Origin of the sequence: Pseudomonas hefeiensis (genome assembly GCF_030687835.1) — a bacterium.
In the GTDB taxonomy this organism is placed as follows: Bacteria; Pseudomonadota; Gammaproteobacteria; order Pseudomonadales; family Pseudomonadaceae; genus Aquipseudomonas; species Aquipseudomonas hefeiensis.
This window is the reverse complement of the sequence record NZ_CP117449.1, coordinates 6,243,211-6,256,115: the sequence shown is the minus strand read 5'-3', so window position 1 is coordinate 6,256,115 and position 12,905 is coordinate 6,243,211. Positions and strand designations below refer to the sequence as shown.

Here is a 12,905-nt window from a genome sequence, read left to right as displayed (position 1 = left end):
GACTCCTTGTAATGGATGGGGAGCTATGCGCGCATGCGAGTGATGCGGATGACGCCAGTCAGGGCGCGCAGCTTCTTGATCACGCGGGCCAGGTGTACGCGGTCGTGCACGCTGACCACCAGTTGGACGACGCTGATGCGGCCATCGCGCTCGTCCATGCTGATTTTTTCGATATTGCCGTCGGCGGCGTTGACGCTGCTGGCCAGCAAGGCGATCAGGCCACGCTGGTGCTCCAGTTCGACCCGCAGCTCGACATTGAATTCGCCGGTGACATCCTTGGCCCAGGAGAGCTGGATGCATTTTTCCGGGTTGTGGCGGATTTCGCTGATGTTGCGGCAGTTGTCCAGGTGCACCACCATCCCTTTGCCGGCGGACAAATGGCCGACAATCGGATCGCCAGGGATCGGCGTGCAGCACTTGGCATAACTGAGCACCAGGCCTTCGGTACCGCGAATGGCCAGGGGGCCTTCGGGGCTTGGCAACTGTTCGCCTTCGCCGAGCAGGCGGCGGGCGACGACGTAGGCCATGCGATTGCCCAGGCCGATGTCTTCCAGCAGGTCTTCGATCAGTTCCAGGCGGTATTCGCTGAGCATGATCTGCACGCGTTCGGCCGGGATCTTGTCCAGGGAGCTGTCGAAGCCGTTCAGTACTTTATTGAGCAGGCGTTCGCCCAGGCTGATGGATTCAGAGCGGCGTTGTAGCTTCAGGGCGTGGCGGATGTGCGTGCGGGCCTTGCCGGTGACCACGAAGTTGAGCCATGCCGGGTTTGGCCGCGCGCCGGCGGCGCTGACGATTTCCACCGTGGAACCGCTTTGCAGCGGTTCGGACAACGGCGCCAGGCGGCGGTTGATCCGGCAGGCGATGCAGCTGTTGCCAACATCGGTGTGTACCGCATAGGCAAAGTCCACCGCCGTGGAGCCTTTAGGCAGCTCCATGATCCGGCCTTTGGGGGTGAAAACGTAGACCTCGTCCGGGAACAGGTCGATCTTCACGCTTTCGATGAACTCCAGGGAGTTGCCGGCCCGCTGCTGCATTTCCAGCACGCCTTTGACCCACTGGCGGGCCCGGGCGTGGGTGCTCTTGGGTTGTTCGTCACCGCTGGATTTGTACAGCCAGTGCGCGGCGATGCCGTTGTTGGCCATCTCTTCCATTTCACGGGTGCGGATCTGGATTTCGATCGGTACGCCGTGCATGCCGAACAGCGTGGTGTGCAGCGACTGGTAGCCGTTGGCCTTGGGGATCGCGATGTAGTCCTTGAAACGCCCTGGCAAAGGTTTGTACAAATTATGTACAGCACCCAATACGCGGTAGCAGGTATCGACCTTGTCGACGATGATCCGGAACGCATAGACGTCCATGATCTCGTTGAAGGCCCGACGCTTGCCGCGCATCTTCTTGTAGATGCCATAGAGGTGTTTCTGTCGGCCACTGACCTCGCCTTCGATGCCGTCGATGGTCAGGCAGTGGCTCAAGGATTCTTCGATCTTGTTGACGATTTCCTTGCGGTTGCCCCGGGCGCGCTTGACGGCCTGGTTGATCCGCGCCGAACGCATCGGGTGCATGGCCTTGAAGCCGAGGTCTTCGAACTCGATGCGGATCGCGTGCATGCCCAGGCGATTGGCGATGGGCGCATAGATTTCCAGGGTTTCCTTGGCGATTCGCCGGCGTTTCTCACCGGACAACACTTCCAGCGTGCGCATGTTGTGCAGGCGGTCGGCGAGCTTGACCAGGATCACGCGAATGTCGCGTGCCATGGCCATGGCCATTTTCTGGAAGTTTTCGGCCTGGGCCTCGGCCTTGGTCTCGAAGTTCATCTGGGTCAGTTTGCTGACCCCGTCGACCAGTTCGGCCACGGTTTCGCCGAACTGCGCTTGCAGCGCTTCCTTGGCGATCCCGGTGTCTTCGATCACGTCATGCAGCATCGCCGCCATCAGGCTCTGATGGTCCATGTGCATGTCGGCAAGAATGTTCGCCACCGCAAGCGGGTGCGTGACGTACGCCTCGCCGCTGCGGCGGCGCTGGCCGTCGTGGGCTTGTTCGGCGTAGAAATAGGCTCGGCGGACCAGGTTGACCTGGTCCGTGCCGAGGTAGGCCGATAAGCGATCGGCGAGGGCGTCTATGCTCGGCATGATAATGACTCCTGCCGTTTGCTGTGACCCCGCGCCGTGCTACGTCGACCAGGCATAGGCTTAGACCGCCTCGTTGGACTCGTCCTCGAACGCTGCGAACAGCGGTTCGTCTTCAACGATTTCAGCGTTGGCGATGAACTCGTAGCTCATCAGGCCTTCGGCGATTTCACGCAGCGCTACCACGGTAGGCTTGTCGTTTTCCCACTGGACCAACGGCTCTTTGCCACCGGTGGCCAGTTGACGGGCACGCTTGGTAGAGAGCATGACCAGCTCAAAGCGGTTTTCCACGTGTTCTAGGCAGTCTTCAACGGTTACGCGGGCCATGGTATTCCTCGGAGCGAATGCAATATGCGCGCTGCCCGGTTGGGCGAGCGGACTCAACAGTTTAAAAAAACGCCAGCGTTTAGGGAAGCGCTGATTTTTTAACCAGCCCCTCGACCCGCTGCAAGCTCCAATGTAAAGCCGTCGCAGCGGTTTTGGGAAGGGCTGTTCAGCCCAGCAGTTCGGCCAATAACTTACCGAAACGTTGCTGCTGGCGTTTCTGCTGCAGCTGGCTGGCACGGAAAATCGCCTTCAGATCGTCCAGCGCGTGGGCGAAATCGTCGTTGATGATCAGGTAATCGTAGTCGACGTAGTGGCTCATTTCGCTAACCGCTTCGCGCATCCGGCCTTCGATGATGTCGTCGCTGTCCTGGCCGCGATTGGTCAGGCGCTGGCGCAAGGCCTGCTGGCTCGGCGGCAGGATAAAGATCGAACGGGCCTGGGGCATCAGCTTGCGCACCTGCTCGGCACCCTGCCAGTCGATTTCCAGGATCAGGTCATGGCCTTCATCCAGGGTTTGCTGCAGATAGCTTTGCGAGGTGCCGTAGAGGTTGCCGAAGACTTCGGCGCGCTCCAGGAAGTCCCCGTGCTCGGCCATTTTTACGAACTGTTCGCGGTCGACGAAGTGATAGTTCACCCCGTCCACTTCGCCCGGGCGCATGGCGCGGGTGGTGTGCGAGACCGAGACGCGGATCTGCGGCTCGGCGTCGATCAGCGCCTTGACCAGGCTGGTCTTGCCGGCGCCCGAAGGCGCGGAAATGATGTAGAGAGTGCCGGTGCTGTGGGTCATGTCGGGTTAGCCTTACTCAATGTTCTGCACTTGTTCGCGCATTTGCTCGATCAACACCTTGAGGTTGACCGCAGCCTGGGTGCTGCGCGGGTCGAAGGCTTTGGAGCCCAGTGTGTTGGCTTCGCGGTTGAGTTCCTGCATCAGGAAGTCCAGGCGGCGACCGGCCGCACCACCGGATTTGAGCACCCGGCGAACTTCGATGATGTGGGTGCTCAGGCGATCCAGTTCTTCGGCCACGTCGCTCTTTTGCGCGAGCATGACCATTTCCTGTTCCAGGCGCTGCGGGTCCAGCTCGGCCTTCATGTCGGCGAAGCGGTCGAGCACTTTCTGGCGTTGGGTGGCGAGCATTTGCGGGACCAGCTCGCGCAGGGTGACGACGTCTTCCTCTATGGAGGTCAGACGCTCGTTGATCAACCGGGCCAGCTCCGCGCCTTCACGCTCGCGGCCGGCCTTGAGTTCTTTCAGGCCTTGGTTGAACAGCGCCAGCGCTTCGGCATTCAGGGCCTGCGGGTCGCTCGCATCACCTACCAGCACGCCGGGCCAGGCCAGGACTTCCAGCGGGTTCAGGGCGGCAGGGTGCTTGATCAGGCTGGCGACGGTTTCGGCGGCAGCCACCAGTTGCGTGGCGCGCTCACGGTCCACCTGCAAGGCCTTGCCGGTGCTTTCTTCGGTGAAGCGCAGGGTGCATTCCAGTTTGCCCCGGGACAGGCCCTGGCGCAGGGCTTCACGGACGCTGCCTTCAAGGTCACGAAAGGATTCGGGCAGGCGCAGGTGCGGCTCCAGGTAGCGGCTGTTGACCGAGCGCAGTTCCCAGCTCAGCGTGCCTTGGATGCCGGCTTTCTCGACGCGGGCGAAGGCGGTCATGCTGTGCACCATGGAGATTCCTCGCAATGCAGGCGCTCGCAACGGGTAGTCGTAGCACCTAGTATCTGTGGATAAAAGCCGAAGGGCAGCAAAGGCGCGGGATTGTAGCGCAGTGAGGCGCACGCCCCCAAACCGTGCATGTGACAAAGCGCTGCGGCTCGTCGGTCTGGGGTCAAAGGGGCTTGGCTTGGCGCAACGGTTTTTTAGAACTGCGCGACGTTTAAACTGCCCTATGGCGGCCCACGGCTCTATAATGCTCGGCAGTTTTCCGTCCTTTGTACAGGTGTTCCCTATGAAACGTCCAAGTGGTCGCGTTGCCGATCAGCTTCGCTCGATCCGCATTACCCGCAACTACACCAAACACGCCGAGGGATCTGTACTGGTCGAATTCGGTGATACCAAAGTCATCTGCACCGTCAGCGTCGAAAACGGTGTGCCACGGTTCCTCAAGGGCCAGGGTCAAGGCTGGCTGACCGCCGAATACGGCATGCTGCCGCGCTCCACCGGTGAGCGCAACCAGCGCGAGGCCAGCCGCGGCAAGCAGGGCGGGCGTACCCTGGAAATCCAGCGCCTGATCGGCCGTTCGCTGCGTGCCGCGCTGGACATGTCCAAGCTCGGTGACGTGACGCTGTATGTCGATTGCGACGTGATCCAGGCCGACGGCGGCACCCGCACCGCGTCCATCACCGGCGCCATGGTCGCGCTGGCCGATGCCTTGAAAGTGATCAAGAAGCGTGGCGGCCTCAAGGGCGGCGATCCGCTCAAGCAGATGATCGCCGCGGTCTCCGTGGGCATGTACCAGGGCGAGCCGGTGCTGGACCTGGACTACCTGGAAGACTCCGCCGCCGAGACTGACCTGAACGTGGTCATGACCAGCGCCGGCGGCTTCATCGAAATCCAGGGCACCGCCGAAGGCGCGCCGTTCCAGCCGGAAGAGTTGAGCGCTATGCTGGAATTGGCAAAGAAAGGCATGAACGAGATTTTCGAACTGCAAAAAGCCGCATTGGCTGACTGATCGTTTCGCGCTTCAGACAAGGAGAACGTCATGAGTGATGAGCAAACCCTACTGCCCCAGCCCAGCAAGGAGGCGCGCCAATGGGCGATGTTCTGTCACTTGTCCGCCTTGTTGGGCATCTGGATTCCGTTCGGTACGCTGATCGGTCCGCTGGTGCTCTGGCAGCTCAAGCGCGAAACTGACCCGCTCATCGATGCACAAGGCAAGGAAGCGCTGAACTTCCAGATCACTGTGGCAATTGCCTCGGCTATCAGCCTGCTATTGATGATCGTGGTGATCGGCTTCTTCCTGTTCGGGCTGGTGGCTATCGGTGCGCTGGTGCTGACCATCATCGGTGGAGTGAAGGCCAATGAAGGGCTGCCGTATCGGTATCCGTTTACCTGGCGGCTGGTCAAATAACGATCGATGAGTACTCCCCTGTGGGAGCGGGCTTGCTCGCGAATGGGGTGGGTCAGTCCGCGTTGAGGTGCCTGACACTCCGCCTTCGCGAGCAAGCCCGCTTGTGTCTTGCGCTACGTTTAGACTGAAGGTGAGAGCGGTGGGTGGCAAGCTGAATGCCCGGAGTGCTTAAAGCACGTGTGGGAGCCCATGCTGCCACTCACCTCTCCACTCTGGTCATTGAGCCCGAACAGTTGAACGAGCCCACCTCGAACAGTTACAAGCGTGGGCCAAGCCAGAGCGCTCTCACCTTGAGTGTAAGAGGGTTTGGCCATGTTTTCCTATCCAGCAGGTATTGATGTTTCAAAAGACAGTCTTCAGGTTCAGGTTGATCTCTTAGATGTTGGGGTGAGTTGCCCTAACGCTGAAGATGATTTTCCTGGATTAATTGGTTGGCTGCTGCTCCATCAGGTCACCCGTGTGTTGTTGGAAGCCACTGGCGGTTACGAGCGAAACGTCATGAAAGCGCTTCAGGCTGCAGGTTTTGAGGTCATTCGGATCAACCCCTGCCGAGCCAAGAGCTTTGCCAAAGCAATGGGACAACAAGCTAAAACCGACCCGATAGATGCGCGCCTCCTGGCGCAATTTGCAGCGGTCATCAAATCGGCTAACAGCCGGATCACAAGTGCCGAACAGGACGACTTGCGCGCACTGGTCCAGCAACGGGAAAACTTTACTCAGCAGAGAGATGACGACAAACGCAGATTTAAAACGGCCTCATCTGAGGCCGTTAAACCCGCGTTGCAGAGTCATATCGACTACCTGTGCGAAGCCATTAAGTTGATAGAAAAGATGATCCGTCAAAGCGCTGAAAGCCTGGACAGTGAAAAAGTCACTCGCCTGTGCTCGGTCAAGGGGATCGGTCTCGTCACGGCAGCCAGCGTAATGGCCTATCTTCCAGAGCTCGGCGAGGTTGGGCGACATCAGATAGCCGCATTAGCAGGCATCGCCCCCTACAACGACGATAGCGGCACGCACAAAGGCCAACGCCATATCAGCGGCGGTAGGTTCTCCGCCAGGCGCGCTCTGTACATGGCCTGCTGGTCAGTGATCAGGTATCAGCCTGACTTCAATGCACGCTACAAGGCGCTGCGCGAGAAAGGCAAATGCGCGAAGGTTGCGCTCATCGCATGTATGCGGATCTTGTTGATACGTCTAAACGCAATGATCCGGGATGGTTCTGAGTGGAAGGGAGACGTCGCGTAGATTGTGATTCCGGTTCCCTCAGACAATTGCATAGCCCAGAGCTGTGGGAGGCTCGCTGCCTCTGAAAAAGATGGCTAAATAAACCATCCAAGACAGTTGCTCCCACAGTTGGTTTTTTCAGCGCCTGTAAAAAACCGACATGGCTGTCGGTTTTTTTGTGGCTGCGAAACGACACTCAGATTGTCAGCGTCCAGTCGTAATCCACGATCAGTGGCGCGTGCTGCGAGAACCGTGGCTGGCGCGGCAGGCGAGCGCTTCGTACGAAACGGCGCAGACCAGGCGTCAGCAACTGGTAGTCGAAACGCCAGCCGAGGTTGAGCATCTCGGCCTGTTCGTTATCCGGCCACCAGCTGTATTGGTCGCCTTCACGGCTGACTTCCCGCAGGGCGTCAACATAGCCCATGTTGCCGACAATCTCGTCCATCCAGGCCCGTTCCGGCGCCAGGAAACCCGGGGATTGCTGGCTGTCGCGCCAGTTCTTGATGTCCAGCTTCTGTTGCGCCACGTACAGCGAGCCACAATAAATGTACTCGCGACGTTTGCGTCGCTGTTTATCCAGATAACGGGCGAAATCGTCCATCAACTTGAATTTCTGATTCAAATCTTCATCGCCGTTCTGCCCCGAAGGAAGCAGTAAGGTCGCGATGCTGACCTTGTCGAAATCGGCTTGCAGGTAGCGCCCGTAGCGGTCCGCCGTCTCGAAACCGAGACCGTTGATGACAGCCTTCGGTTGCAGCCGCGAGTACAAAGCCACGCCACCCTGGGCGGGGACTTCGGCATCGCAGGCATAAAGGAAGTAACCATCCAGTTGGAAGGCTGCATCGTCCAGTTCAAAGGCGGAGGCGCGGGTGTCCTGCAGGCAGATGACGTCGGCATTCTGTGCTTGCAGCCAACTGAGCAACCCTCGCTCCACTGCAGCCTGAATACCATTGACGTTCACACTGATGATCCGCATAAATGGCCCCAAAAATCACGTGCGTGTATGATACACGGCGTGTACCTATTTAGCTAAATCCGTGGTATTTGGGGCTTTTTTCATGCAGGCGTATCAGCGCGATTTCATTCGTTTTGCCATCGATCGCGGCGTTTTGCGCTTCGGTGAGTTCACCCTCAAGTCCGGACGCACGAGCCCGTACTTCTTCAATGCCGGCCTGTTCAACACCGGTTCCGCCCTGGCGCAACTGGGCCGTTTCTACGCGGCGGCCATTGTCGAGAGCGCGATCCCGTTCGACGTGCTGTTTGGCCCGGCCTACAAAGGCATTCCTCTGGCCGCCACCACCGCCGTCGCCTTGGCCGAACACCACGACCGCGACCTGCCTTGGTGCTTCAACCGCAAGGAAGCCAAGGCCCATGGCGAAGGGGGCAGCCTGGTGGGCGCGCCGCTGACCGGTGAAGTGCTGATCATCGACGATGTGATCACCGCCGGCACCGCCATTCGTGAAGTGATGCAGATCATCGGCTCCCAGGAAGGCGCCAAGGCCGCCGGTGTGCTGATCGCCCTGAACCGTCAGGAGCGCGGCAATGGTGAGTTGTCGGCGATCCAGGAAGTGGAGCGTGACTTCAACATTCCGGTGGTCAGCATCGTGTCGCTGACCCAGGTGCTGGAGTTTTTGGCCGACGATCCGCAGCTCAAGCAGCATTTGCCGGCGGTTGAGGCGTATCGGGCGCAGTTCGGCGTTTAAAGATTTGCACATTCCCTTGTGGGAGCGAGCCTGCTCGCGATAGCCATTTTCCATTCAACATTCATGTTGGCTGATCCACCGCTATCGCGAGCAGGCTCGCTCCCACAGGGAATCGGTGGGTAAAAAAGACCCCGCTCAGTCTGGCTGAACGGGGTCTTTTTTATGGGTGTCGCTTACGGACGTTTGCGATTGCTGATCAACGTACCCACGCCGGTATCGGTGAAGATCTCCAGCAGAATTGCATTCGGTACCCGGCCGTCGATGATCAAGGAGCTGCCAACGCCGCCCTGGACTGCTTCCAGTGCGCAGCGGATCTTCGGCAGCATGCCGCCGTAGATGGTGCCGTCGGCGATCAGTTCATCGACCTGTTGAGTCGACAATCCGGTCAGGACCTTGCCGGTCTTGTCCATCAGGCCGGCGATGTTGGTCAGCAGCATCAGCTTTTCGGCTTTCAGTGCTTCGGCAACCTTGCCCGCCACCAGGTCGGCGTTAATGTTGTACGACTCACCGTTGGCGCCCACGCCGATGGGCGCGATCACCGGGATGAAGTCGCCCTTGACCAGCAGGTTCAGCAAGTCGGTGTTGATGCCGACCACTTCGCCCACATGGCCGATGTCGATGATTTCCGGCTGGGTCATCTCCGGCGTCTGGCGGGTGACGGTGAGTTTCTTCGCCCGGATCAGCTCGGCGTCTTTACCTGTCAGGCCGATGGCGCTGCCGCCATGACGGTTGATCAGGTTGACGATGTCCTTGTTGACCTGGCCGCCGAGGACCATTTCCACCACATCCATGGTCTGCGAGTCGGTGACGCGCATGCCGTCGATGAAGTGGCTCTCGATCGACAGGCGCTTGAGCAGGTCACCGATCTGCGGGCCGCCACCGTGAACGACCACCGGGTTGATGCCCACGGCCTTCATCAGCACGATGTCGCGGGCGAAGCCGGTTTTCAGCTCCTCGCTTTCCATCGCGTTGCCGCCGTATTTGATCACCAGGGTCTTGCCGACATAGCGTCGGATATAAGGCAACGCTTCGGACAGGACCTTGGCGGTATTGGCGGCGGCTTCGCGTTCGAGGGTCATTCAGGGCTCCGGTGGTGCTTCAAAAATCAGAACGGTAGTTGAAGATCGGGTGCAACACGTTTGAGTTGGGTGTGGAACACATCCTTGATGCGCTGCAGTTCGGCTTCGTTGTCGGCTTCGAAACGCAGCACCAGCACCGGTGTGGTGTTGGATGCGCGAACCAGGCCCCAGCCTTGGGGATAGTCGACTCGCACACCGTCGATGGTGGTCAGTTCGGCCCCTTCGCCCCATTGAGCGTCATGCAGTGCATCAATGATGCTGAATTTGCTCTCTTCGGTCACATGGATATTGATTTCCGGCGTAGAAATATCGTTCGGGAAGGTCGCGAAGAGCTCTTCGGCCGTGGATTTCTCTTTGCTGAGGATCTCCAGCAGGCGCGCGGCGCTGTAGATGCCGTCGTCGAAACCGAACCAGCGCTCTTTGAAGAAGATGTGGCCGCTCATCTCGCCGGCCAGCAGGGCGCCGCTTTGCTTCATTTTCTTCTTGATCAACGAATGGCCGGTTTTCCACATTAGCGGGCGACCACCATATTCCTTGATCAGTGGCACCAGGCGGCGGGTGCATTTAACGTCGAAAATGATCTCGGCGTTCGGATTGCGCGCCACCACGTCACGTGCGAACAGCATCAGCAAGCGGTCCGGGAACACGACGCTGCCGGTGTTGGTGACCACGCCCACGCGGTCGCCGTCGCCGTCGAAGGCCAGGCCCAGGTCGGCGTTGGTTTCCTCGACCTTGGCGATCAGGTCTTGCAGGTTTTCCAGCTTGCCCGGGTCCGGGTGATGGTTGGGGAAGTTGCCGTCCACTTCGCAGAACAGCGGGATGACTTCGCAGTTCAGGGCTTCGATCAGTTGTGGGGCGATCACGCCGGCCGCGCCGTTGCCGCAATCAACCACCACTTTCAGGCGGCGGGCGAGCTTCACGTCCTTGACGATTTCATCGTTGTAGCGCTCGAGGATATCCACCTTGGTGACGCTGCCCTGGCCGCTGCTCAGGTCATTGGTCTTGAGGCGGGTGTGCAGGGCCTGGATCTGCTCGTTGGCGAGGGTGTCGCCGGCGATGACGATCTTGAAGCCGTTGTAGTTCGACGGGTTGTGGCTGCCGGTGAGCATCACACCGGATTTACCGGCCAGCACGTTGGCGGCGTAGTAGAGCGCTGGCGTCGGCACCAGGCCCACGTCGCTGACATGGCACCCGCTGTCGGCAACCCCTTTGATCAATTGTTCAACCAGCTCGGGGCCGGACAAGCGGCCATCGCGACCAACGCACACGTTCGGTTCACCCTGGGCCAGGCTCTGGGAGCCGATGGCGCGGCCGATCCAATAGGCGGTTTCGGCGGTGAGGGTCTCCGGCACCACGCCACGGATGTCGTAGGCGCGGAAGATGCTGTCAGGGAAGATCGGTGCGATTGCGGCTGGGGTGTTCATGGGCGAGGTGCTCTATCAGGAAGATGACTGGAGAGGCCGGCGGTTCGCGTCGGCAGGCTCAAACTGAAGGGTATGACGGCGTTTTTGACAGAGAGTTCGTGGTGGGAAAGTGCCATGAGACAGCGTTACCTCGACGTCCATCGCCTAATACGTTGATTCCGGGCGGGAAACCTTGCAGCAAGCCTTGATGCATTTTTCGTCCTGAAACAGAAGCTTAATAAACGGGCCGGGAAGGGCGCCCGGCCTGAAACAGCAGGATCAGTGGCTGCCGGAATGTCCGAAGCCGCCAGCGCCGCGCTGGCTCTCGTCGAACTCTTCTACCAGTTCGAAGTGGGCCTGGACCACCGGTACCAGCATCAGTTGGGCGATGCGCTCGCCCACGGCGATATTGAATGTCGTATGACCGCGGTTCCAGCACGACACCATCAGTTCGCCCTGGTAATCGGAGTCGATCAGGCCCACCAGGTTGCCCAGTACGATGCCGTGTTTATGGCCCAGGCCCGAGCGCGGCAGAATCAGGGCAGCCAGGCCCGGGTCGCCGATGTACACCGACAGGCCGGTTGGAATCAGCAAGGTCTGGCCCGGTTCGAGGATCGTGTCCTGCTTGAGCATCGCTCGCAGGTCGAGGCCGGCGGAGCCCGGCGTGGCGTATTGCGGCAGGGGGAATTCGGTGCCGATGCGAGGGTCGAGGATTTTGGCTTGTAGGGCGTGCATGTCAATTAAACCTGGTTCAGCCGTTCGGCGATAAAAGTGATCAGCTGGCGGGCAATCTTGCTCTTGCTGGTCTGGGCGAAAAGGGTGGCGTGCAACTGGCGGTCGATCACGCTGCAGGCGTTTTCTTCGCTGTTGAAACCGATGCTCGGGTTGGCGACGTCGTTGGCGACGATCAAGTCCAGGTTCTTGTCCTTGAGCTTGCGCGCGGCGTAATCGAGCAAGTGCTCGGTTTCGGCGGCGAAGCCGACACTGAACGGACGGTCGGGACGGGTAGCAATGGTAGCGAGGATGTCCGGGTTACGCACCATTTGTAGCAACAGGCCGTCGCCGCTTGTAGGGTCTTTCTTCAATTTTTGCGGGGCGACGACTTCGGGGCGGTAGTCCGCCACCGCCGCCGAGGCGATGAACAGGTCGCACGGGATGGCCGCTTCGCAGGCCGCCAGCATGTCCCGGGCGCTGACCACGTCGATGCGGGTCACCCGATCAGGGGTGGGCAAATGCACGGGGCCGGTGATCAGCGTGACCCGGGCACCGGCTTCCACGGCGGCTTCGGCCAGGGCGAAGCCCATTTTCCCGGAGCTGTGGTTGGTGATGTAGCGCACCGGGTCGATGTTTTCCTGGGTCGGTCCGGCGGTGATCAGCACATGCTTGCCGGTCAGCGCCTGGCGCTGGAAGCAGTCGGCGGCGCACTGGGCCAGGTCATTGGCTTCGAGCATGCGACCCATGCCGACATCGCCGCAGGCCTGGCTGCCGGAAGCCGGGCCAAAGACTTTCAGGTCGCGGCTCTGAAGCAATTGCAGGTTGGCCTGGGTGGCCGGGTCGCGCCACATGGCCTGGTTCATGGCCGGCGCGATGGCAACCACGGCGTCGGTGGCGAGCACCAGGGTGGTCAGCAAGTCATCAGCGATGCCTTGGGCCAGGCGGGCGATCAGGTCGGCCGTGGCCGGGGCGATCAGCACCAGGTCGGCCCACTTGGCCAGTTCGATATGACCCATGGCGGCTTCAGCCGCCGGATCGAGCAGGTCCAGGTGGACCGGGTGCCCGGACAGGGCCTGCATGGTCAGCGGGGTGATGAATTCACTGCCGCCACGGGTCATGACGACCCGCACTTCCGCGCCCTGGTCGATAAGCCTGCGGACCAGCTCGGCGCTCTTGTAGGCGGCAATGCCGCCGCCGACGCCCAGAACGATGCGTTTCCGATACAGCCGCTGCATAGGCCTGCCTTTCGATTTCAGTGGTCAGT

The 12,905-nt window shown here is 60.3% G+C and carries 12 protein-coding genes and 1 pseudogene; 4 read left to right on the top strand and 9 right to left on the bottom strand.

What is annotated here, in order from left to right; genetic code table 11:
- Positions 1-23 precede the first annotated feature (23 nt).
- The 4 genes from spoT to PSH57_RS28310 form a co-directional block, all read right to left on the bottom strand.
- Complete coding sequence (spoT, locus tag PSH57_RS28325) at positions 24-2,129, bottom strand: bifunctional GTP diphosphokinase/guanosine-3',5'-bis pyrophosphate 3'-pyrophosphohydrolase (RefSeq protein WP_047226172.1); 2,106 nt, start codon at positions 2,127-2,129, stop codon at positions 24-26.
- A 60-nt stretch (positions 2,130-2,189) separates the two neighbouring features.
- Positions 2,190-2,453 carry a DNA-directed RNA polymerase subunit omega gene (rpoZ, locus tag PSH57_RS28320; protein ID WP_003177259.1) on the bottom strand — a complete coding sequence of 88 codons (264 nt, stop codon included), beginning with the start codon at positions 2,451-2,453 and terminating at the stop codon, positions 2,190-2,192.
- A gap of 166 nt (positions 2,454-2,619) precedes the next feature.
- On the bottom strand, positions 2,620-3,240 hold the full coding sequence (gene gmk / locus PSH57_RS28315; RefSeq protein WP_047226171.1) for a guanylate kinase: 621 nt from the start codon (positions 3,238-3,240) through the stop codon (positions 2,620-2,622).
- Between the two features lie 12 nt (positions 3,241-3,252).
- The gene (locus PSH57_RS28310) at positions 3,253-4,116 is read right to left on the bottom strand and encodes a YicC/YloC family endoribonuclease (protein WP_305386888.1); all 864 of its coding nucleotides are present in this window, start codon (positions 4,114-4,116) and stop codon (positions 3,253-3,255) included.
- 280 nt (positions 4,117-4,396) lie between these two features.
- Between PSH57_RS28310 and rph the strand changes: the two genes are divergently transcribed.
- The 3 genes from rph (at position 4,397) to PSH57_RS28295 (ending at position 6,763) form a co-directional block, all read left to right on the top strand.
- Positions 4,397-5,119, top strand: coding sequence for a ribonuclease PH (rph, locus tag PSH57_RS28305; RefSeq protein WP_305386886.1), 723 nt, complete (start codon positions 4,397-4,399; stop codon positions 5,117-5,119).
- A 30-nt stretch (positions 5,120-5,149) separates the two neighbouring features.
- Positions 5,150-5,518, top strand: coding sequence for a DUF4870 domain-containing protein (locus PSH57_RS28300; RefSeq protein ID WP_305386885.1), 369 nt, complete (start codon positions 5,150-5,152; stop codon positions 5,516-5,518).
- A 312-nt stretch (positions 5,519-5,830) separates the two neighbouring features.
- Positions 5,831-6,763: a transposase gene (locus PSH57_RS28295; protein ID WP_305384149.1), complete on the top strand. Its 933-nt coding sequence runs from the start codon at positions 5,831-5,833 to the stop codon at positions 6,761-6,763.
- A 175-nt stretch (positions 6,764-6,938) separates the two neighbouring features.
- Here the strand turns inward: PSH57_RS28295 and PSH57_RS28290 are convergent, their stop codons facing one another.
- Positions 6,939-7,718, bottom strand: a complete 780-nt coding sequence (locus tag PSH57_RS28290) for an exodeoxyribonuclease III (RefSeq protein ID WP_003177265.1) — start codon at positions 7,716-7,718, stop codon at positions 6,939-6,941.
- Positions 7,719-7,800: 82 nt separating this feature from the next.
- On the opposite strand from PSH57_RS28290, the gene pyrE reads away from it, so the two are divergent.
- Positions 7,801-8,445, top strand: a complete 645-nt coding sequence (gene pyrE, locus PSH57_RS28285; protein ID WP_305386884.1) for an orotate phosphoribosyltransferase — start codon at positions 7,801-7,803, stop codon at positions 8,443-8,445.
- 173 nt (positions 8,446-8,618) lie between these two features.
- Here the strand turns inward: pyrE and argB are convergent, their stop codons facing one another.
- The 4 genes and pseudogenes from argB to coaBC all read right to left on the bottom strand — a co-directional run bounded on the left by argB (position 8,619) and on the right by coaBC (position 12,876).
- Positions 8,619-9,524 carry an acetylglutamate kinase gene (gene argB / locus PSH57_RS28280; RefSeq protein WP_092394989.1) on the bottom strand — a complete coding sequence of 302 codons (906 nt, stop codon included), beginning with the start codon at positions 9,522-9,524 and terminating at the stop codon, positions 8,619-8,621.
- Between the two features lie 26 nt (positions 9,525-9,550).
- Positions 9,551-10,933, bottom strand: a pseudogene (locus PSH57_RS28275) (phosphomannomutase/phosphoglucomutase); the annotation flags it as partial.
- Positions 10,934-11,206: 273 nt separating this feature from the next.
- Positions 11,207-11,662 carry a dUTP diphosphatase gene (dut, locus tag PSH57_RS28270; RefSeq protein WP_305386883.1) on the bottom strand — a complete coding sequence of 152 codons (456 nt, stop codon included), beginning with the start codon at positions 11,660-11,662 and terminating at the stop codon, positions 11,207-11,209.
- A 5-nt stretch (positions 11,663-11,667) separates the two neighbouring features.
- Positions 11,668-12,876 (bottom strand): bifunctional phosphopantothenoylcysteine decarboxylase/phosphopantothenate--cysteine ligase CoaBC, encoded by a 1,209-nt coding sequence (gene coaBC / locus PSH57_RS28265; protein WP_305386882.1) that lies wholly within the window; start codon positions 12,874-12,876, stop codon positions 11,668-11,670.
- Positions 12,877-12,905: the final 29 nt, after the last annotated feature.